The organism is Reyranella sp. (genome assembly GCF_050185545.1).
GTDB lineage: Bacteria > Pseudomonadota > Alphaproteobacteria > Reyranellales > Reyranellaceae > Reyranella.
In genome coordinates this window covers 1-21,662 of the sequence record NZ_JBFWZI010000057.1, presented here as the reverse complement: position 1 = coordinate 21,662, position 21,662 = coordinate 1, and the positions used below count along the sequence as shown (strand labels likewise).

Annotated in this window: 12 protein-coding genes; 3 read left to right on the top strand and 9 right to left on the bottom strand. The window is 67.3% G+C overall.

The genetic code is table 11. The features are described 5' to 3' along the window. The 8 genes from AB7O82_RS17225 to AB7O82_RS17190 all read right to left on the bottom strand — a co-directional run. The coding region (locus AB7O82_RS17225; protein ID WP_428619844.1) for a hypothetical protein at positions 1 to 1,904 on the bottom strand (1,904 nt) is incomplete at its 3' end. 49 nt (positions 1,905 to 1,953) lie between these two features. Further along, positions 1,954 to 2,862: a caspase family protein gene (locus AB7O82_RS17220; protein WP_428542287.1), complete on the bottom strand. Its 909-nt coding sequence runs from the start codon at positions 2,860 to 2,862 to the stop codon at positions 1,954 to 1,956. Between the two features lie 26 nt (positions 2,863 to 2,888). Then, positions 2,889 to 5,291, bottom strand: coding sequence for a hypothetical protein (locus AB7O82_RS17215; protein ID WP_428542284.1), 2,403 nt, complete (start codon positions 5,289 to 5,291; stop codon positions 2,889 to 2,891). Between the two features lie 26 nt (positions 5,292 to 5,317). Next, positions 5,318 to 7,615, bottom strand: a complete 2,298-nt coding sequence (locus AB7O82_RS17210; RefSeq protein WP_428542281.1) for a hypothetical protein — start codon at positions 7,613 to 7,615, stop codon at positions 5,318 to 5,320. A 91-nt stretch (positions 7,616 to 7,706) separates the two neighbouring features. Further along, positions 7,707 to 9,899, bottom strand: a complete 2,193-nt coding sequence (locus AB7O82_RS17205) for a hypothetical protein (RefSeq protein ID WP_428542278.1) — start codon at positions 9,897 to 9,899, stop codon at positions 7,707 to 7,709. A gap of 37 nt (positions 9,900 to 9,936) precedes the next feature. Beyond that, positions 9,937 to 10,713 (bottom strand): hypothetical protein, encoded by a 777-nt coding sequence (locus tag AB7O82_RS17200; protein WP_428542275.1) that lies wholly within the window; start codon positions 10,711 to 10,713, stop codon positions 9,937 to 9,939. Beyond that, complete coding sequence (locus AB7O82_RS17195) at positions 10,710 to 12,431, bottom strand: hypothetical protein (protein WP_428542272.1); 1,722 nt, start codon at positions 12,429 to 12,431, stop codon at positions 10,710 to 10,712. The genes AB7O82_RS17200 and AB7O82_RS17195 overlap by 4 nt, the downstream gene beginning before the upstream one ends. 4 nt (positions 12,432 to 12,435) lie before the next feature. Beyond that, positions 12,436 to 15,210: a hypothetical protein gene (locus tag AB7O82_RS17190; protein ID WP_428619843.1), complete on the bottom strand. Its 2,775-nt coding sequence runs from the start codon at positions 15,208 to 15,210 to the stop codon at positions 12,436 to 12,438. A gap of 586 nt (positions 15,211 to 15,796) precedes the next feature. Here AB7O82_RS17190 and AB7O82_RS17185 point away from each other — a divergent pair. Further along, a complete protein-coding gene (locus AB7O82_RS17185) occupies positions 15,797 to 16,612 on the top strand; it encodes a peptidoglycan-binding protein (RefSeq protein WP_428542266.1) in 816 nt (271 codons plus the stop codon). Positions 16,613 to 16,769: 157 nt separating this feature from the next. Continuing rightward, positions 16,770 to 19,556, top strand: a complete 2,787-nt coding sequence (locus tag AB7O82_RS17180; RefSeq protein WP_428542263.1) for a DUF4214 domain-containing protein — start codon at positions 16,770 to 16,772, stop codon at positions 19,554 to 19,556. A 13-nt stretch (positions 19,557 to 19,569) separates the two neighbouring features. Here AB7O82_RS17180 and ybaK read toward each other — a convergent pair whose 3' ends face one another. Further along, positions 19,570 to 20,106, bottom strand: coding sequence for a Cys-tRNA(Pro) deacylase (ybaK, locus tag AB7O82_RS17175; protein WP_428542260.1), 537 nt, complete (start codon positions 20,104 to 20,106; stop codon positions 19,570 to 19,572). 252 nt (positions 20,107 to 20,358) lie between these two features. On the opposite strand from ybaK, the gene AB7O82_RS17170 reads away from it, so the two are divergent. Continuing rightward, a partial coding sequence (locus AB7O82_RS17170) for an Ig-like domain-containing protein (RefSeq protein ID WP_428619841.1) occupies positions 20,359 to 21,662 on the top strand: 1,304 nt, incomplete at its 3' end.

The window sequence follows — 21,662 nt, the reverse complement described above, 5'->3', positions numbered from 1 at the left end:
GGAGTCACGGGGGGAGTCACCGGCGGCACGACCGGAGGCACCACGGGCGGGACCACCGGCGGCGTGACCACCGGTGCCGGACGGAGGATGACGCCCGTCACGGTGACGGCGGGCACCGGAGGGACCACTGGCTGCGTGCCGCCGACCCAGCGACAGATGACATAGCGGTCATCCGGCTGGTCCAGCCGGCCGGCCGCCTGCGCATCCGAATGGCCCTTGGCGAGGGTGCTCTGGAAAGTCCCGCGCCCTTGCATGCTTTCGCGCGCAACGTCGCTGCGCCGACGCGAGAGGTTGAGGTCGTGGGTCTCGCGGTTCTGCGGCGTGCCGAGCGGGTCGGGAGTCACCACCTCGAAGCTGGCGTTGCCTTCGAAAGCGATGAGCCGTGGCGACGGCAGCGTGTCCAGCCAGGCGCGGAAGCGGTCCGAGCCGGTCGGCGGACCCGACGGCGTCGGCTGGCCGACGGGCCCGCTGGCATTCAGGAACCGCTGGTCGGAAGTCCGGTTCGACACATAGGCCGCCTTGGCAGCGGCGAAACCCGCCTCCAGCGGCTTGTCCTTCTCGAAAAACAGCTTGAAGGCCTGCGCCACCTGCGGCGTCGTCCCGCCCCCGCCGGCCGGCCACAGCACCGCAACGGTTTGCGGCGGCGCACCGCCCACGACATTGACGATGATCTTGTTGTCGCGAAGCGTCGCCGGCGCGCCGTTCACCGTTGCCGTCCAGCCGGCCGGCCCGTCGACCGTGATCCTCTCCTCGTCGGTCGTGCTGCCCGGCTCGAGACGAATGTTCTGTCCCGCCGGCGGCGGCTCGGGCAGGCGCGTGACCGTGAGCGTTGCCGGCTGGCGCGTCGACGTTCCACCGGTGGCGCCGGTCGCCCCCGTCGGACCGGTCGCGCCCGTGGCGCCGGTTGCCCCTGTCTGGCCGGTCGCGCCGGTTGCGCCGGTCCGTCCGCCGGTGGCGCCGGTCGCGCCGCTGGACCCTGTCGCGCCACCGGTCGGCCCGGTCGGCGTCGGGTTCATCTCGCGCGCGCGCTTCAGCACGGCGTCGAGGCCCTCGGGCTTGGCCATGCGGCTCTCGACGTCGGCCGGCGTGATCGACGGTTCGAACCACTTGGACAGGAGGTTGTCCTTGAAGAAGTCGAGCGCCCACTGCTCCTTCTCGTTCTTGTCCTGCTCGCCGGTGAAATCGATGACCTCGATCTTGATCGCACCGTCGGCCACGAGCTTCTCGAAGCCGGCATCGATGCCGGCCTTGACCCAGTAGACCTGCGCCTCGAGGCCGGCCGAGAAGTGGGTGAAGATGTCCTCGTACTTGGCGGTGATCTTCACGTGCAGCGCCGGCCGCAGGATCGTGTACTTGAGATCGTAGACGACGCCCACCGGCGTGGTGCCCTGCGTAAAGGCCTGCTCGAGGATGATCGCGCCTTCCTGGCTCAAGGTCAGCGAGAAGGCCGCCACGTTGTCGCCGGCCAGCGACGGCTGCGTCGCGCCGCGAATGGTCTCGACGGCGCGGAACGTGCCCGGCGGCGCATTCGCCGGCGCTGCCGTGCCGCCCGACCCTTCGAGATCGAGCGCGATGCAGCGCACTGTGCCTTCGTCGAACGGGATCGCCGACAGGCGGACCGGCCCGCCGCCACGGCTGCGGCTGGCGAGTTGGGCGCGGATGCTGCGCTCGGTGGCCTCGGGCAGCTTGAGATTGGCCTCGAAGGTCACGAAGCCACCGCCCTTGGCGCCGCCGGCGACCGCCGCCGGCCGCCACTTGATCATGGTGAAGGCGGGCCGGCCGTCGAGGGCGCGCTTGGCCAGCGCCACCGGCGAGGGCAAGAACCAGAACTGCTTGGGGTCGGCGTGATCGGAGAAGACGGTGACCCCGTCGACGGTGATGGTCGCCGTGCCTATCTGCTGCATGCTCTTTCTCCCGCGCTCCTGTTCGCCCGATGGCCGTCTTGTCCAGGCGTCAACGGCTGTCGGTGAAGCCCTCGAGGAAGTTTTCGCCCATCCTGTTGTCCTGGCCGGCGAGCTGCGGCTGCTGGACGATCTTCGAGCCGGGGAAGAGCTGGGTCACGTAAGCGGAGACGCGCGTGTTCAGCTCGTCGACCAGCGATCGGTGATCAATCTGGAAGTTGGACTGGTTGACCAGGTCGACAAGCGACTTGGTCATCAGGCCGTTCTTCACCGCCGAGGAAACCGGCCCTTCGTAGGTCAGCTCGTCAGGGCGGCACCCCGAGATCAGGGTTGTCTTGGCCTGCTGCACCGTCGTGAAGTTCGGCCCCGGGTCGAGGTCGATGCGGTCATGGTCCAGGTGGACGTTCTTGACGTTGCCCTCGCAGACGACGCGATCGGTCGGCGACAAGAGCATGCCGCAGGGGATCAGGCTGTTCATCTGCGCGACGATCTGCTGGACCAGAGTCATCTCCATGGGGGGCGTCCTCGCCTCTGCCTCGAGGCTCATGCCACCCGAATGGCAACTGTCGAAGACACAGGTGAAGTTGACGTGGCTCGGCTGCAGCCCATCGGAAATGTTGAATAGCTCATGGTCGGAGATCCATTGTCCCGATGCCGGGATGATCACCTCGTAGAATTGGCCTACCTTGGTGGGATGCGGCAAACGGCTGCCATGGCCTGCGTAATAGAAGCAGATCACGTCCCCCGGCTCGGATTGCGCCACGCAGTATCGGAGCGCCTTCAGAATCACCGCCGAATCCGCCTTCAGGTCGAGGTAGGTCATGATGTTTTCGGGCTCGAACAGGAAGGCGTCGACCAGCAGGTGATAGAAGGCGCTCGCGTCGCGGACGCACATGGCCAGCGAGTTCACGCCCTGGACCGAGTAATCGTTGATGCCGACGACGACGGCGCGCTTGGTCATGACCTTGTCTCTCCTCTTCTGGCCGGTCAGTCCGAAACAGCGATCAGCGTCTCGGTGGAATCCACGAACTCGCCGGCCCGCATCGCGCCCGTCTTGGGCACGACGGTGACGCGGAAGCGGAACGACTTGGTGGCGCCCTTGGGCAGGCCGACCCGCACCTCGCGATCGAGGTCGGTCGGCGCGATGCGGAAGCGCTCGCTGCGCTTGAAGCCGGACGGCGGATCGGCATAGTCGAAATCGACGAATGCCAGTCGGGTACGTGCGGCGTCGAGGATCGGGATGAGCTGCAGGCTCAACCCCTCGGGGAACGGATCGTCGACCAGGATCGAGCTCGCCTCGGTCGTTCCAACCTCACCGCCGCGCGTCGTGCGGTCCTTCATGACGAACGTCGTGCTGTAGCCGATCGTCCGCACCTCCGGACTGTCGAGGCGCAGTTTCCAGGCCGCTTCCTTGGCGGCTTCGGTGAGAGTCAGCGTCTTCTTCTGCTGCCCGCTGGTCAGCGTCACCTCGACGCGCTCGATCTGGCCCCAGTCGATCTTGTTGGCGACGGCGCTGATCGTCCTGACGCCGATATGCTCGAACGGATTGAGCACGATCGTGCGATCGGTCGTCTCGAACGGCCCGAACTCGTAGCTGAGCTTCGATCCCTCGAACCCCGATGCCGGATCGAAGTGGAACTGCACGGTAAAGCGCAGGCTCTGCACGTCGCCGTCGTTCTGGAAAACCGTCCAGCTCTGCTCGGCGGCGTTCTGGCCCTCGAAGCGCAAATTCTGGCTCTTCACGCCGCCCGGGTCGCCGGGCTTGCCGTAGCTCAGCGCAATCTCGGCCGCGCTCAGGCCGATCGCGGCGAAGTCCGGGATGGTCGATACCTTGATCTCGAAGCGGCGGAAGAACGGGTCGTCGAGATCGACCTCGATGAAGTGGCTTTTCTTGTCGAGGTCGCCCGCCAGCAAACCGAAAAAGCCCTGCGGCGCGTAGCTGCGCTGCGTGGCCTCGCTGCGCGAGTAGCGGAAGACGAGCTTCTTGCGCTCTTCCTGCTTGATGCCGCGGAAGCGGAATGCCGTGACCGCCTGTGCGCCACCGCCTTGCGTCGGCGTGGCGCTCGACGAGGATGTCGTCGCCGGCGTTGTCGGTGCGGCGCCGGTGGCGCCGGGCGTGCTGCCGCCGCCCGACGCCGCACCGCCGACCGTCCCTGCCCCCGTCGCTCCCCCGGCTGCATTGCCGCCCCCGGTCGGCGTACCGCCTGTCGTCGCGCCAGCCGGCGTGCCGGGTGGCCGGCCAGCCGTCACCGTCGGCGAGACGCCGGCGGCGGCCGAAGAGCCGAGCGTCGCACCCGTCCCAGCACCCGCCGCCTGCCCAGTCGACTCGGTGGGGCTTTCGCCTGGCCCGCCAGCTGGAGGCTGGGCGACCCGCCCCGGCTGCGTACCGCCGCGACCCGTCCCTGCCGTCGGACTGTCGGCAGGGTTCGCAGGCGGCGCCGGGCGCGTCACAACCTCGTCGCTGGTCGGGCGGCTGGGTGCCGGGGTCGGTGGCGGCCGCAACGCTTCGCCGCGCTTCAGCACCGCGTCCAGCCCTTCCGTCTGCGGAATACCGCCGCGCAGCTCGCCGACGGTCAAGGTCGGCGTGAAGTACTGTGCCAACAGCGACTCCTTGAAGAAGTTGATGGCCCACGTCTCCTTGCTCTCGTGGTCGGCGGCGCCGATGAAATCGTGCACTTCGATCCTGATCGCGCCATCCTGCACCAGCTTCTCGAAGCCGGCGTCGATGCCGCCTCGGACGAACATCACCTGACTGTCGACGCTGCCGGCGAACTGCTCGAACACGCGGCTCATGTCGGCGGTGATGGTGACGTCGAGCGCCGGCCGCATGCCGGAGTACTTCAGCTCGTAGATGACGCCCACCGGCGTACCGCCCTGCCTGAACGCCTGCTCGACGATGATCGCGCCCTCCTGGCTCAGGGTCAGGCTGAAGCTCGCCCGGTTGATCGCATCGAGCGACGGCACGGTGGCGCCCAGCGCCTTCTCCACGGCGCGGAAGGTGCCAGCCGGCGGCGCCGCCGCGCCCGGGCTTGCGGTCGCACCGCTGTCGAGATCGAGGGCGATCACGCGCACACTACCTTCGTCGAACGGCACCGCGGAGAGGCGCGGCTTGCCGCGCGCCATGGCTGACAGCTTCGAGAGGATGCGGCGCTCCAGCTCTGGATCGAGTCGAAGATCGACGCTGAAGGTCAGAAAGCCGCCGCCCCTGGCCGCGGTGTTCGCGGCGTCGGCCGCACGCACCTTGATGAAGGTGAACTCTGCCCGACCGTCCTCGCGCCGACGTGTGAGCTGCACCGGCCCCGGCAGGTACCAGAACTGCCGGGGATCGGCATGATCGGCAAACACCTGGATCCCTTCGATGGTCCAGGCCTGGCTGTTGAGCATCAGCATGTCGCGTGCCTCCCCCGCTGCCCTGGTCAGGGCACCTTCACGAGCAGCTCGTCTTCCTCGGCTTCCTTCCAGTCGGTCTCCTGGGTCATGCCGTTGGAGAACAGGTACTTGGCGCGCCACTGGTAGGCGTTGCGCGCGGCATCGACGTAGTCGAACTCGAAGAGCTTGCGCGCCCCTGGCCCCTCGAAGGTGGCGCGGTCGGCGACGTCGATCCCGGCATCGGGATCCTTGTACGCAAGATCGACCTCGACGCGCTCGAGCTTGGGCTTGGCGAAATCGATGGGGGGCAGGACGCCGATGATGCGATGGCCCTTCATGTCGGTGCGCACCAGGATGCGGCTCGCCTCGGTGAAGGATTCGGGTACCTCCATCACCGTGCCGCCCTTGAAGATCGTGGTGACCTTGAACGACACCAGCTTCCTGGTGCGGTCCTTGCGGTCGATCACGAACTTCTTGGGCGCCTTGTCCTCGGGCGAGAAGGCGAGGTTGGCGCTCTCCTCGACGTCGTTGGCCTTGTCGACATACTGCAGGTCGACGAAGATCTGCTCGACGTCCTCCCAGCGGGCGACCACCGGGACGACCTCGACGCTGAGCCGCAAGGTTCCGAACGGATCGCGGATGTCGACGAGATCGCCGTCGCTGGTCTGCCAGCCGCTGTCGACATCCTCGTGGTTCGCGGCCTGGTGCAGGAGCCGGTAACTGAAGCTGCGGCGGGCCTTGTCGAGAGCGACGAAGGTCCAGCTCTTCGGCCCGCCATCCTTGGTGACGACCAGCGTGTCGTCGGTCTTGATCTTGTTGGCCGGATCCTCGTAGCGCAGCATGACCTGCACCTGCGGGTACTTGGCCCACGGATAGCTCGGCGAGGCGATCACCGGAATGGTGACACGCGCGTAGAGCTCGGCCGGCTGCACCTCCAGCACGTCGCCGGTCACCGTGAGCGGCGCCGATCTCACCTCCAGCGGGCGCTCACCGCCGGCGTCGGGCTTGAAGCGCACCGCGTACTCGACCTCGACCGGCCGCTTGACCGCGCCATTCTCGAGGATCGAGGACCACTCCAAGGTGGCCTCCTTGCCGGTCTCCTCCAGCACGGCGCTGCGCACCTCGCTGCCGTACTTGAGGGTCGCGTTGACGGAGGTGAGCTCGTCGCGCGCCATCTCGCCGCGATTGATGACGCGCACGCGGCGGCGCTCGAACCACGGGTCGTCGGCATTGACCTCGAGGATGAACCGCTTGACGTCGATGCCATCCTGCAGCGCCTGGAACAGGCCGCTCACCGTGCCCTGCGGATAGATCGTCCGGACGACGGCGGACCGCTCGGAAATCTCGACATCGAGCCTGCGGCGGTCGATGCGCTTGTAGGTCGTCTTCTTGTAGCTGAACGTGCCGATCAAGCCGCCGAGCCCGCCCGTCGCGAGATCCCGTATGATGCCGGACGCCTTGTCCCAGCCGTCGGGCCGCTGCTTGTTGGGCGGCAGGCTGGCCTCGAAGAAGCTATCGGTGATCATTTCCTGGACCCGCATGCGGGCGCTCTCGAAGCGCTCGGCGACCGCCTTGCCGGTGTCGCCCGCATCGGCGACGAAATTGTCCGCCTCCATCTCGATGGCCCGGCTCTCGACCAGCTTGTCCACGGCGTTGCTGATCTCGCTCGAGGTGAACCAGCTCTTGAAACCGAACGTCTCGTCCATCGAGGTCTGAACGCGGTCCCAGTCGATCTTGAGGCGCACCGAGAAGGCCGGCCGCAGGCCGGCGAAATCGACACTGTAGACGACGACGATCGGCGAGATCTCGCCCTTCATCGCCGTTTCCATGATCGCGGTGCCCTGCGGATCGAGCTCGACCGAGAACGCCGCGCCGTTGTCGCCGAACAGCGCCGGCTTGGCGAAATGCTCCATCTTCACCACGAACCGCTCTTCGGGCGGCGGCGGAGGCGGCGCCCCCGGCCGCGTCGGCGGCGGCGTCGCCGCACTGTCCTGGCCGAAGATCAGCAGGCGGACACTGCCGTCGAGCGGCTGGATCGGCACGATGCGCGGCGTCCTCGGCAGCCGCGCCAGCCGACGCACCTCGCTCGCCACGGCGTCGATCTCGGCGTCGGACAGTCCGATATGGACGTCGAAGGTGAGGAAGCCGCCGGCGCCGGCGACCAGCGAGCGGTACTTGATCAGCTGGATGCGCGGCACCTGCTTGCCCGTCGCCGCATCGAGGTTGGTCCTGAGCCGCGGCATCGCCGGCAGATAGTAGTATTGCTCCGGGTCCTCGTGGTCGCGAAAGACCGACACCCCGTTGATGAAGTAAAAAGGCGCTTCGAGATACAGCATCGCCGGCAACCCTTTCTCATTCCTGGGATCTCATTTGACCGCGGGCGTCCCACCCGCTCTTGTTCATGAGCGGGCGGGACGCCCGCGGTCCGCATGAGGACTACGCCGTCGCCTCGAGGACCAGGGACTCGTCGGTGGCGTCGAACGGCGGGGGCTCCTTCTTGGTGCCGTCGTTCAGGAAGAAGCGCGGCGCCACCTTGTAGGTCTTCTTCGACTTGTCCTTGATGTTTACCGACCACTTCATCGGCGCCACGCCCTTGCGCAGCGTGAAGGTGTCGCTCTCGTCGATGCCGTTGGCGCTGTCGACATAGGAGAGCTTCACGGTGACCAGCTTGAGCTGATCCCAGTCGAGCAGGTCGGGGATGAGCTCGACCTCGAGCTTAAGCACGTCCTCGCCTTCCAGAACCGTGTTGGAGGTCACGGCCTTCTGCGGGATCGTGGTCGGCGGCCGGCCGTCCTTGTAGACGATGTTGCCGGTGTAGGTCAGCGTGCCGACCTTCTCGCTGATCACCGGGAACGACCAGTCCTCGAAGCGCTTGCCGGCCTTGCTGAAGGCGAAGGACTTGGTCTGGCGGTAGCCGTGCTCGGCATCGTCGTAGATGAAATCGAGGAACAGCGTGTCGATGACGGCGTCGAAGTCGCCCTTGGTGCGCACCGAGATCGTGCGCATCGCCGAGAATGGATCGTTGACGTAGAGCGCTTCGCCGTTGGACGTCTCCTCGGGAACGGCGATCTCGCGGCCACCCTTCATGAAGTACTTGACCGAGTACTTCCACTCCCTGGAGCGCGGTTTGAAGATGACCTCGCGGATGCGATGCTTGGGGTCCTTCTGGGTGATGATGAACTGCTTCTCGATGTTGACGTCGCCATCCTGGTAGACGCACTTCACCTGGGCCTGGGTGACCTCCTCGAAATTGATGTCACCGACCTCGATATCGACCTTCCAGACGCCCAGATCGCCGATGTTGATCGAGACATCCGACTTGGACTTGATCATGGGCGACTTGAAGACGTTGCTCTCGCCCTTGTAGTTGACGGTGTAGGAGTATTCGAACTCGCCCGTGCCGCCGTCCAGGAACGCCTCGAAGCGCTCCTGGTCCTCGGGCTTGCGGAAAGTGTAGGTCTCGGAGCGGCCGCTGCCGGTCTTGCCCTTGTAGTGGACCTCTACGTTCACGCTGGCGATCGGCAGGTCGGCGAAGTCGGCGTTGACCATGAAGGCGACGCTGAACTGCTTGAAGAACGGATCGTCGGCGTCGACCGTGATCGCGTAGTCTTCCCACTTCAGCGCCTTGCCGGCGACCTGGATCTGGCCGAAGGCTGGCAGCGGTGCATTGGGGTTTGCCGGCATGTCGACGACCTTCTCGGCGAGATACTCGACCCGCACCGAGGCCGTTCGCGTCACGTCGATGGTGCGGACGATATCCTCGAAGCCGCGCTCGCGGATCTTCTCGACGTCACGGCTTTCCGGCGGAATGGCTTCCAGCACGTTGCGCTTGATCGCCTCGTCGAGCTGCCGGCGCACCGACTCCTCGATGTTCTCGATCATCTTCTGGTGCTGCGCGGCGTCCATGCCGCCGACGGGTGGCGGCTGCGTCTTCCACTCGATCTTCTGGCTGTCGCTCTTGCGCATCGTCTCGCGAATCTTCTCCTCGTAGTCGTCGTCGTGATACATGCGGCTCTTCTCCTCGATGCGCTGCGAGAAGTGCATGAAGGCGCCCGCGTCCCAGGTGCCGACGATCCATGCCTTGGGCAGCTTGGCGGCGTAGGCGAGCTCGTAGCCGACCAGCACCAGGCCGGCGCCCTGCGCCTTCATCGCCGCCTCGAACACCGGCGCGCCGAACTCGTTGAGCTCGATGCCGATCGACACGGCGTTGTTGCCGAACAGCGACGGAGGCGTCGGCACGACGACGCGCTGAACCAGCGCCTTGCCGTCGGAGCCCAGGACCTCGACCGTGACCTTGCCCCTGGTGATCAGCGGGCGGCCGAGGCGCACGTTGGAGGCCTGGCTGCCGGGAATGCCGCGCGCCTTGAGACGATCCTCGATGCGCGAGCGGATCGTCTGCTCGTCCTTCTGTGGCAGCGCGAGCTCGGCCTGCATGACCAGCATGCCGCCGCCCTTCACGCCGCCCGGCCGATCGATCGGGAAGCGGTACTTGACGAACTTGAAGACCGCCTTGCCCTCGCGGATGGCCAGGGTCGGCTCGCCGGGCAGGACGTAGTATTGCAGCGGATCCTTGTCGTCAGCCCAGTAGCCGGTCTGGCCGACAACGTCCTGGGTATCGAGCTTCAGCATCTTGCAACTCCCTGGTTAAAAGGTGTCGTCGATGGGTTCATTTGAGCCAGCCGGTGACATCGGCTTCGAGGCTGAGCGCGATCGGCGCCGCCTCGGTGCGCGTGACCTCCGCCTCGAGATTGGCTTCGCGGTCGGGACGGGCGTCCGACGGGATCTCGAAGCGGGACAGGAGCTTCGCCGCCTCCTTGCTCACCCCCTCGCGCGCCTCGGCCTGGAGCGCTTCCGAGACGCCTTCGTCGCACTGCATCGAAAGCGTGAGCTGGCCGCTTTCGATCGCCGGCTCGATGTCGGTGATGCCGGTCGGGTCGCCGCTCAGCCGGGCCGTCGCCGCACGGGTGGCCGGCAGGTCGATGTCGTAGCGCACCGAGAGCCGGCCCTTGCCGGATTTCATCGCGCTCTTGGCCTGCCTGGCGCGGTCGCCCTGCAGCATGGCGGAGAATGCCGCGGAATGCGGCGCCAGCGGCGACGGCCGCGCGCTCGCGAGCTCGATCGGCGCCGCGCCCTGCATCGTGAGCAGCAGGCTGGCGCTGCGGACGCTGAGATCGGCGGGACGGAGATCGACGTCGGCCGGCTTGCCGCCGGCATCTGCGGCGATGCCGGCCTTCGCCGTTGCCAGGTCGGCCTCGCTCGGCGCCAGCGCGGCGCCGACCGTCAGCATCAGCATGTCGCCGACATCCATCACCGTGACCTGCGCGCGACCGCTCGCGGCGCGCTGCGCCGTCGGCGCATCGGGCAGGTAGCGCCACAGGTCCGGCGTCGTGGGATCGCGCCAGACGTTGAGCGTGCCGTAGTGCTTGCCGGGCAGGTCGGTCATGCCGCCACCCCTTCCGCGACGAGATCGAGGCGCGCCGCATTCACCGGCGGTGAGAACGCCGCCTGGCCACGCCAGCGCCAGCGCAGGCCCGGACGGAACGGATCGCGGCAGAACCAGTGGTGCGTGCGCGAGGGCGTCGCCGAATTGAAGGCATAGGTTTCGACCTCGGCATCGGAGGCCGCGTCCTCGGCCAGCACGTCGATGGCGCGCAAGGGCGTGCCCGCAGGCAGGGTCACGGAGATCTCCATCGTGCGCGTGCCGTAGCCGGGAATGTCGGAAAGCTCGATGCGCCAATCGGCGGGGGTCCGTGGCGGCAGGGTCACGCGGGCCGAGCCATCGCGCGAGACCAGCGTCGCGCCGAGCGTCGCGTCGGTCGTCGTGATCGGCACGGCCAACGTTGCCCGCGGTGCCGCGACGGTGAGCGTCGCGCGCGCCGAGCCGAAGCCGACTTCGAGGCTCGCCAGGCTGAGCAGCGCCTCGCCCGCCTCGACGTCGACGAACTGCAGGGGGAAGTCGCTCGGCCGCAGCAGGATCTGCGGGCCGTTGCCCGCCTGTGCCGCGCCGTCGAGCCGCTTTGCCCCGCGACCGTCCGCGGTTGGCCAGAAGGCGAAGCCCGTGCAGGTCCAGTTCACCGGCTCGCTCGGCGACAGACGCACCCGCCGCACGACGCTGCCGCCATGGGCCGGCAGTTCGAAGTCCTCGCGGACTTCGTGCGGTCGTGCGGGTGGGCGCGGCGCGAAGAGCACGGTGGCGCCCAGGGTGAGCGGCCCGACGCACGGCCTGCCGACACTGGTATCGACGATGATGTCGTGCTGGCCCGATTGCAGCGAGCTGCTCGTCGAACGCGTCGTCAGGGCGGCGAGGCCACCGGCGGCGCCGGCGAGATCGCGCGCCATGGTGAAGGGGTCGAGCACGATGGTCACGGCCCGCGTGGCCATCACCGCCTCGCCAAGATCGAGTGTCGCCGTGCCGGTGGCGATGCCGGTCTCGGCGAGCACCAGCGCCAGGCCACCCTCCGGCCTTGGACGCAGCGGCCCGTCGCACAGGCGCGCACGGATGTGATCGGCCACCGCTTCGGCGACGGCCTGCGCCGGTTTGTCTGCCGGCACGCCGGCAAGGCTGACGCCGACTTTCGCGGGATCGTGCAACAGCGCATCGATCAGCATCGCCGGCGTCATCGCCCCGGTGGCGAGAGCGCCGCGCAGCCGGGCGATGTCGACCGCGGCCTTGATCGGCAGCCGCGCGGCGACGCCCGCCACCTCGATGTCGACCGCCGCGAGCAGCGAGGCCGCGCCGCTCGCCAGCGCGCTCTCCATGATGGCGACACCTTCGGCTTCGAGCGGCAGCATGAGGCGCGCCACCCCGAGACCCGAGCAGTCGAGCGGCAGCGCGGTCGTAAGCTGTGGTGGCAAGGCGAGCGCGTTCGAGCTCAGGCTCAGCCAACCGCGCAGGGCTGGCACGACACGCACCTTTCCGTCCGCCGTGGCGCCGTGCGACACCAGCCGCAAATCCATGTCGAGCCGGCCATAGCTGCGCCGCCCGGGCGTCGGCACCAATGGCCTGAAAGCCGACAGATGGAACGCCGGCTTGCCGTCGATATCGGTCGCGACCGTGAGCGCGTCGGGCAACGTGAGCGCGATGCCGTCGACCTGATAGGCCGACCAGGCGGCGACGCTGCCGACCGCAACGGAGCCTCCCCAGTCTGGCAAGCCGCGCATGCGCTCACCCGGCCGGCAACAGGGGGACCAGCAGGTCGGTCGTGTCGGTTCGCCACTCGCTGTCGGCCACGCGGGTGCTGCGCCGGATGACCTGGCACTTGTAGCGGTAGCCGCCCGCGCCGGCCCGTCGCAACACGATGTCGCTGATCGAGCTCGTAAGCTTGACCTCGGCCTCGGCCTTCTCGGGCGTCAGCTCGACGCTCGGGCCGCCGTCGAACTGCACCATCACGGCAAACGCCCTGTCGGCGGGATTGCCCGACGGCGCGTCGAACATGCCGGGGAAGAGCTTTACCCGCACCGTGCGCTTGCTCTCGGTCGCGGTGTCGGCATCGAGGATCGCCGCCCACAATTTCTCGCTGTCGAGCAGCGGCTTGACCCCGGTCAGGTCGAGCATCGGCTCGACCTCGGCGTTGCCGGGCGGCTCCTTCAGCGGCGAGACCATCAGCACCACGCTCTCGCCGGGCGCGAGCTGCATCGGCAAGGTGCCGTCGGGGCGCGCCGCCGCTCCCACCTCCATGCCGCGGATCAGCAGCGAGGCATTGAGCGAGGAGATCTGGATCGGGCTTTCGACGGCGTTGGTGAGAGTGATGCGGAACGCGCCGTGCCGTTCGCCGATCTCGATGACCGGCTCGACGAGCTCGCCGTTCATGCGGTCGAAGCGGGCGTCGAGCGGGATCTTGCCGGCCGCGCCGCCGCCGAAATCGCAGCGCACCTCGCCCTTCATGATCGCGACGGCGCCGCTCACCAGCGAGTCGTAGACCGCCTGGAAGTCGGCCATCGGCAGGGTCTCGGACACGACCAGCGCGGTGCGCACGTCGATCTGCGCGGTCGGCCGCTCGACCAGACCGCCGCCCGTCGCGCCCGGCAGCATCAGCCAGAAGCTCGCCTTCTCGACCGGCACCGGCTCCATGCGGATTCGGCTCGCGCGCTCGTCCTCGGGCCTGATGCCGAGCAGATTGGCTAGCGCGCCGCTGGCGGCCGCGGCCGGATCGGCACCGCCCAGCAGCCCGCCGACCACGCCTCCCACCACGCCGGCGGCCGCTGCGGTCGCTCTCGGATCGCCGCCCAAAAGGCCGCCGAGCACGCCGCCGAGGCTGCCGGCCAAACCGCCGCCGCCCTGGGTGTGCCGTGGCGTTGGTGCCGGCTGAGGTGCCGTCGAACCCGGCGGCGCCGGCAGGCGCTTGGCGAACTCGCGACGGGCGGCCTCGAGGCGACGCGCGTCGCTCCACGGCGTGGCGACGAACTCGAAGCCGATCATCGGATCGGCCTCCGGCGTCGCACCGGCGAGCACGCGCACCGACATCAGCGGCGTGAACGGGCTGGGCTTGTCGCGGCGCGCCAGCCGGAAAGCGTCGGGCAGATAGAAGATGCGCGTCGGATCGGCGGCATCCTCCCAGTAGTCGTAGAATCGACCTTCGAACTGGAGCTGGCGCGCGACCAGCCCGGGTCCACTGCTGCCGTGCGGCACGGCGCCGTCGAACAGGTAGGGATGAAGCTGCGGATTGAGGAACAGCGGATCGGGATCGACGGTCTGCGGCAGTCCCCTCGTCACCGGCCGGAAGCGGCCCGCCGCGCCGGCGATCGGCACCGCGACCCGGACCGACCGCGTCGCCACGATGGCGCAGCCCGATCCGGACGTGGTGATCGCCGCCAGCGCCTGGTCGCGTTCGCCCGGGCTGGCGAACTGCATCAGCCCAATCACCGCCGCGTTGTCCTCGGTCTCGCCGAGCGACGTGAAATCAATGGTCTTGGCGATCGTGCCGCCGTCCGACTTGGTCAGGCGGTAGACGAGCTGCAGCAGCAGATCGTGCTCGAGCTCGCTCGCCGCCGGATCGGTCGCGCCAGCCGGTCGCGTCTTGTTGAGCGCCACGCGCAGCGCCCATTGCCCGGCCTCGCCGGGCGCCATGCGAATCTCGTACTGCTCCGACCCGGACACGACGCGGCGCGCGAGCTGATAGCTCGGCAGATAGTAGTGCTGAGGGCCGCTGGCCGCCTCGAAGAGCTTGTCTGGATCGATCGGATCCGACAGGGCGACCGGCAGCGCCAGCTCCTCGCGCGTTGCACCGGTAGCGCCGCCGGCGTACGCCAGGCCCTGGCATTTGCGGCACCAGCGCCAGTTCGGCTGGCCTTCGGCGTTGGCATCGTCGATGGCCAGCAGGTAATCGCCGCTGCCCGCATGGTTGTGCTGGCCGCCGGCTGGGCACGGACCCGGCATCGATTGCCCACCGAAGGCCAAGCCCTGGCAGCGATTGCACCAGCGCCAGTTCGACTGATGACCAGGCTGCGCCGGCATGTTGGCCTTCAGCACGTAGTCGCCGCTCTGGCTGAGATCGTGCGTGCCGCCCTTCGGACAGACGCTCGTCGGATGGCCGCCGTAGACAAGGCCCTGGCACTTGCGGCACCAGCGCCAGTTGGATTGCCCCGCGAGCCCGGCGCGATGGATCGCCAGCGTATAGTTGCCGCTGCCAGTGTGATCGTGCTCGCCTCCCGCCGGGCAGGACGGCCTCGTCACCGGCACCGGCCGCACGCGAATCGGCCGCAGGCGCTCGGACAAAGCAGGATTGAGGACACGCGCTTCGTCGAGTCGCGCTTGCGGAAACAATCGTGCCTGCCTGTTGAGGACAGGCGTAGCGCTGACGACCGCCGCGACGGGCCGCGCTTCGGTTGCGACTTGAGGGGCGACCCGCGGCGGTGGCGCAGTGGCGACGGCAGGTTTGGCGATCGTCGGCCGAACAGCCTGAAGGTTGAGAGCCTGGCCGCCGATCCTCGAGAATCGCATGCTCCCTGCCATGGCGCCCTCCCGCAAGCTCGAGCGGCCACCCGCTGCGACCTCGGTTCTCATCGATGGATGCGCTTCGTCTCAAAGCACTTCGATGTCCAACCGCGGCGAACCCTTCACCTTTCGATCGGACGAATGAACGTGTCTTCCGAGTATCCTCGACGCGGCCACCCTTCTTGCCCGCAGGCAATCCCGGCAGTTTGAATCGTAATCGAATGGGGCGGAGCGAGATCGAGGAGCAGACGTTACATGCGCATCCACCTCTCTTAGCCGAGGTGGGGTAATTCCCATGGCACCTGAATCCGGTCAATTACCCCATTTGCATATCTCGATAACGAGAATACTCCGCGAATGGCCATGACATTGCCGTTTTGAAGTGGCATCAACGGGACGCGTCGCATTCAAGCGACAGAAGCAGACTCCGCAGGCATTTCGTCGAAGGACCGCGTCCCGCCGAACCTCGCGAAGATCGAGTCGGCGTCTTTACTTCCGGGCGCCTCGGATCGCATCTGCGTCTGAGCGCGCCGCGCTCGAGTGGCCGGAATGGCCTCGCACCATTCTGTTTCTGCCCACGGGGGGACAGGTCATGATTCACGTCGACGCCCAGACGATGTTCGAGGTGGCACCGCGCTTTTCCGGCGAGAATGCCCGGCGCCAGGCCGAGATTATCGCAGCCGCCGGCGAGGTATTGCAGACGACCTTGCAGGAATACGACATCTCGACCCGGCTTCGGATCGCGCACTTTCTCGGCCAGATCTGCCATGAATCGGCCGGCTTCCGCACGACCGAGGAGTTCGCCAGCGGCGATGCCTACGAGGGCCGCGCCGATCTCGGCAACACGCAGCCCGGAGACGGCCGGCGCTACAAAGGCCGTGGCCTGCTGCAGCTCACCGGTCGGGCCAACTATCGCCAGCTCGGCGCCGTGCTGGGTGTCGATCTCGAGGGCAAGCCCGAGCTTGCGGCACAACCGGCGCTGTCTCTCCGTATCGCCTGCGAATACTGGAAGAAACGCAACATCAACAAGGCGTGCGACCAGGACGACCTGATGACCGTGACCCGCCTGATCAACGGTGGCCTCAACGGTCTCGAAGACCGTCGGCACTACACGAACAATGCGCGCAGGGCGCTCGCCCGCATCGAGGGCGTGCAGCTCTCGGGTGCGCAGAACGGCAGCAGCAGGCGCATCCTGCACCGGGGTTCCAAGGGCGAGGACGTGGCCGAGCTGCAGACGCTGCTGCGCAAGCTCGACTTCGCGATCGGCATCGACGGCGACTTCGGCGCCGGGACGGAGGTGGCGGTGACGCGCTTCCAATCCGAGAACCGGCTCGATGCCGACGGCATCGTCGGGGCGCAGACCTGGGCCGCGCTCGAGAAGGCAAGGCCGCCGGCAGCCAGGGCGTAGAGCGGACGCGAGACGATCGGCCCGCGGCGGACAGCCCGGGCGGCCAAGCGGGCGGACACGGCGCCCTCGCAACCTCATCCGATGCTTGTAGCATTCGGTTGCGGTGACGCGTTACGATTGCCCAGTCCAGATGCGACGTGCGGCGGAGCGGCAATCGATGACGACCACCATGAACTTCACGCTGAGCAGCGTGCTGCAGTCGCAACTCGCGGCCCTTCCCAATTCCTATGTCTACGCGCTGCAGTACGCCGGCGGCCAGTTCGTCGCCGGCTCCTCGATCGCGCCCCTGGTCTCGCAAGGCCAGGTTCAGGCCGGCAATCTCAACGTCACACTGCCGGCCTCGTTCTCGAGCGGCCAGGTCTTCATCCTGGTCCAGCAGAACGGCGACGGCACGCTGGGCCAGACGATCAGCACCCTGAATTCGGGAAACGTCAACGCCATTACTCCGGAAACCGCCCAGCAGTACGGTTTTCAGTACCAGCTGGTCGAGGCGACGCTCAGCAACAGCACGGGCGATCTCGGCGACATATCGTCGGTCAACACCTTCGCCTTTCCGGTCACCTACGCCACCGTCAACGGCGCGCGCGGCTTCGCAGCCGGAGTCGTCGGCAGCCAGCTCCAGGCGCAGCTCAATACCATCGCGCCGAGCAGTTTGCAGAACGGGCTGTCGATCGGTCCGGCCCAGGGCCCCAATGCGGCGACCAATCCGTGGCCCGCTGCCGATTGGACGAACTATGTCGGCTCGCTGACGAACGGCACCACGACCGCGACCAACGTTCTGCAGGACATGACGATCGTCACGTACTACGGCCCGACGAACACCGTCAGCCAGTACGGGGTGTCGTACAACAGCTCGACCCAGTATTTCACGTTCACGCCAAACACGACGAACGGCGCCACGAACACCGACTATATTCGCATCACGTCGGCCAATCTGCTGAACAGCATCTATGCGCAGAACGGCCAGATAGAGATATCGACCGACGGCGGCAACACCTGGACGACATCGTCTACGACCACGCCGAATACGGCGGACGGCACGGTGATGAAGTATTTCATCGCCGGGTTCGACGCCGGCTACTGGGGCGGCTCCGGCACGTCGGCCAATCCCAGCGACCCCAGCACCTTCGATCTCAACAAGACCTGGGCCTGGAATTACAACTACGCCTATGACGCCACGTTCAATCCTGCCGGAAGCGCGATCGTATATTCCAACGTGCTCGGCAGCGGCCCGGGTACGGCCGGCCAGAACAACCGCTTCTACGATCCCTGGGCGCAGGCGGTCCAGAATGCCAGCAACAGCTACGGTTGGTCCTATGGCGACCTGATCTCCCAGGGCGGCACGAACCCCCAGGTCTCGCTGTGGAACGCGTCGGCGAACCAGCAGGTCTCGCAGATCGACGTCACGATCTATTCCAACACGGAGACCATAACCTCGAGTGACGGCTTCATCGGACCGCCACTCGCCTATGTCGCCCCGCCCGCGGGCGGACCGACCTACGCGAACCCCGCCCTTCCGCACTACTATGCGGTCGATACCGCCACCAGCGGCGTCAACGTACTGTCCTTCGCGACGTCCTTCGGCCCCGGCAACTCGTGGTCGCCCAACAGCACGACGCCGCTTTCGCTCCGATTCTATTCACCGAACGACAGCATGGCGGGCACCGACGGCTTCGTGACGCTGCCGATCACCTCGGTCACCGGCTCGGACTGGGCGGTGCTCGGCGTACGTGGTGGGCCGGGCACCTGGAACCTGCAGAAGGTCGGTGATGCGCCACCGAACGGCCTTTTCACTCTCTACGACCTGCCGGTCACCTCGAACGGCTCCTCGGGCTGGTACCAGATCGTCTTCGGTGGGACGACCTACAACATCTACGCCACGTCGAGCGGCGGCGCCTTCCTGCCGATCGAAGGGCCGAGTTCCAATCCGGCCAACTTCGTCGTCGATCACGGGCTCGGCTACGGCCCCGGCCAGGGCGTCTCCCAAAACGCCACCGGGCTGTTCGGCTACACCCTGAATTTCGCGCCGAGCGGTACGATCACCTACGACATCAGCACCTTCAGCGCGCCCGGCACCCAGGTCGGCACCAACCGCATCGACACGCTCGCCGGGACCTCCGGCAACGACTTCTTCAACGGCGCGCCCGGCAACGACGCGATCAGCGGCGGCGCCGGCCACGACACGGCCGTGTCCTGGCTGCCGTCCAAGAACTTCACCCTGGCGGGATATGCCGACAGCTTTTCTGTGATTTCCCAGGCCCGATTCGGCACCGACGGCACCGACACGCTGAACAGCATCGAGCAGCTGCAGTTCCGCGACATGGTGGTCGACGCGACCACCATCACCAAGACCGCCCACCTGGATGGCGACCAGCTATACGGTCTCATCGACCTGTATACAGAGATCGGCCGAGCGCCGGACGCACTCGGCCTCAGCTACTGGGGCAGCCAGCTGCATGACGGCGTGCCCCTGAAGGAGCTCTACACGAGCTTCTTCCTGCAGCCCGAGGTCGCGAGCCTCTATCCGGCCGGCCTGTCCAACCAGGAGTTCGTCACCGAGGTCTACGGCAACGTTCTGAGCCGCACGCCTGACGCCGGCGGCCTGGCCTACTGGGTCGCGCAACTGCAGCAGGGACAGTTCTCGAAGGAGAACTTTCTGCTGCCCTTCCTCAATGGCGCGCGGGCCAACGCAGGCGCGATGGCCGATCAGCAAACCTTGGCAAACAAGGAGCTGGTGGGCGCCTACTTCGCGCTCGAGCAGGGCCTGACCAACGCCGACTGGGCAAAGACGGTGATGGCGCTCGTCGACAACACGACCGCCAGCGTCGCCGCCGCCAGGGCCCAGACCGATGCCTTCGCCGCGATCGCGGCCGCCGAAGCGACGACCGAGCTGGTGGTGCAGATCGTGGGAATCGCCTTCGATCAGCCGCTTGGCTCGCCGTGATCTCGTGCGTCTCCTACTCCGCCACCAGCGGCGCGCTGATCGCCTGCAGGATCTCGCGAGCCGCCTGCGGCGCCAGGCGCACCTGCAATCCGCGTTGGCCGGCGTTGATGAAGACCAGCTCGTGAGCGAGTGCGCCGGCCTCGATCGCGGTCGGCGTACGGCGCTTCTGGCCGAACGGGCTGATGCCGCCCACCTTGTAACCGGTGATCCGTTCGGCGTCGGCCGGCTTCATCATCTGCGCCGACTTGCCCCCGAACGCTGCCGCAAGCTTCTTCATCGAGACCTCGCGGTCGGAGGGAAGGATGACGCACACGGGCTTGCCGTCGACCTTGGCCATCAGCGTCTTCAACACCCGCTGCGGCGCCTCGCCGAGCGCCTGAGCGGCCTGCAGCCCGATGCTGTCGGCGTCGGGGTCGTAGTCGTAGCTGTGGACAGAAAATGCCAGTCCTGCCTTCTTCAGCATATCAGTCGCGCGCGTCTGGGACACGGCCAGTCTCCTACATTGCGGCCGGACCGGCGTCGAGGCCTCGGCGCCAGTGGTGCGGCGCATGGCTCGTGCGATCCGGCCTATGGCCCGAGAAGCAGTTGACCATCACGAGGTGCGGCTTCACGCCGAGGCCGGTTCGAGATCACGCGCGCCTGAGCGTATCGATCCCTCTGAAGCAAGGGCTCCGTTTCGCGAGCCGCGTTCAGGCGACCGTGACTTGCCTTTGCCACATCCCTGCCGTCATGCCTGTCGATATGGCGCCGGCACCGACGCACCACGACCTATGACCAAGCCAGGCCGGCAGGAGGAAGCGCAATGCCGTTAAGCGCCGCGGCAACTATCATCGTCGCCCCGCTCAGCCAAGCGAGCCACCGGTACACGATCATCCTCGGAAACACAGGGGACACTCCGATCGGTTCGTTCTGGTTCTCATGGCTTCCCGGCGAGGGCTATCTGCCCGACCAGCCGACCTTCGCTTCTCCGGCGCAATGGACGGCGCAGCTCACCGACGGCCCGCCCAACAACGGCTACAGCATCCTGTGGCAGGTGACCTCCTCGGTTGCCTCCCTTCTGCCTGGCCACGCAGACGGCTTCACCTTCTCCTCGACCGTCACGCCAGACGTGCTGTTCGGCACTTCGACGATACATCCACCGACGCCGGTGACGACATCCGTCGTCTACGTCGGCGGCCCCTTGAGTGTCCCAGACTTCACGCTGGTCGCCACCCAGGAGACTACCGCGGTCGCGTCGGTTTCGATTTCCGTCGCCGTCTCGACCCGTTCAGAAGGCAATTCAGCGTCAACGCCCTTCACCTTCACCGTGACTCGCACCGGCGATACCTCGGCAGCGCACAGCGTTGCCTACGCGGTGTCGGCTGCCGCCGTGTTTCCCGTCGACGCCGACGATTTCGCCGGCCACGTCCTGCCGTCCGGGACGGTGGTCTTCCTGGCGGGCGAGACCACCAAGACGATCACGGTGGACGTGGCCGGGGACACCGACCTCGAGGCGTCCGAGAACTTCGTCGTCACCCTGTCCGCTCCCTCGCTCGGGCTCAGCATCGACACCGCCTCGGCGACCGGAAAGATCGTCAACGACGATTCGGCACCGCCGGTCTCCACGATCGACGACGCCTATATCGTCATCGCCGGCCAGCCGCTGACGGTCGGCGGCGAGGCCAGCGTTCTCGTGAACGACGAGGGCGGGCCGACCCTGGCCGCGACGCTGCTGAGCGGTCCCAGCCACGGCGACATGGTGCTCGCCGCCAACGGCACTTTCACCTACACGCCCGACCCCGGCTTCACCGGCATCGACGGTTTCACCTACCGCGCCAGCAATTTCAACGGACAGGTCGAGGAGCAGGGCCTGCTGTACGTCGTACCCGTGAGCGTCGGCGCCTCGACGACGCTGGATCTGCTCGCCCTCACCGCCCCCGAGCAGATCGCGGCCACCTACGTGGCGTTCTTCGGCCGCGGCGCCGACGCCCCCGGCCACAGCTTCTGGGTCGGCCAGTTCGAGGCGAACCTGCCGAGCCAGGGACCCGCCGCGCTGTTCGCCAACATCGCCAGCTCCTTCGGGATCAGCGCAGAAGCAAAGGCGCTCTATCCTTTCCTCGAAGACCC

Coding starts and splice junctions, on each gene's coding strand:
- AB7O82_RS17220 (WP_428542287.1), bottom strand. CDS start 2,862: ATGACCAAGCGCGCCGTCGTCGTCGGCATCAACGATTACTCGGTCCAG.
- AB7O82_RS17215 (WP_428542284.1), bottom strand. CDS start 5,291: ATGCTGATGCTCAACAGCCAGGCCTGGACCATCGAAGGGATCCAGGTG.
- AB7O82_RS17205 (WP_428542278.1), bottom strand. CDS start 9,899: ATGCTGAAGCTCGATACCCAGGACGTTGTCGGCCAGACCGGCTACTGG.
- AB7O82_RS17200 (WP_428542275.1), bottom strand. CDS start 10,713: ATGACCGACCTGCCCGGCAAGCACTACGGCACGCTCAACGTCTGGCGC.
- AB7O82_RS17195 (WP_428542272.1), bottom strand. CDS start 12,431: ATGCGCGGCTTGCCAGACTGGGGAGGCTCCGTTGCGGTCGGCAGCGTC.
- AB7O82_RS17190 (WP_428619843.1), bottom strand. CDS start 15,210: ATGCGATTCTCGAGGATCGGCGGCCAGGCTCTCAACCTTCAGGCTGTT.
- AB7O82_RS17185 (WP_428542266.1), top strand. CDS start 15,797: ATGATTCACGTCGACGCCCAGACGATGTTCGAGGTGGCACCGCGCTTT.
- AB7O82_RS17180 (WP_428542263.1), top strand. CDS start 16,770: ATGACGACCACCATGAACTTCACGCTGAGCAGCGTGCTGCAGTCGCAA.
- ybaK (WP_428542260.1), bottom strand. CDS start 20,106: ATGCGCCGCACCACTGGCGCCGAGGCCTCGACGCCGGTCCGGCCGCAA.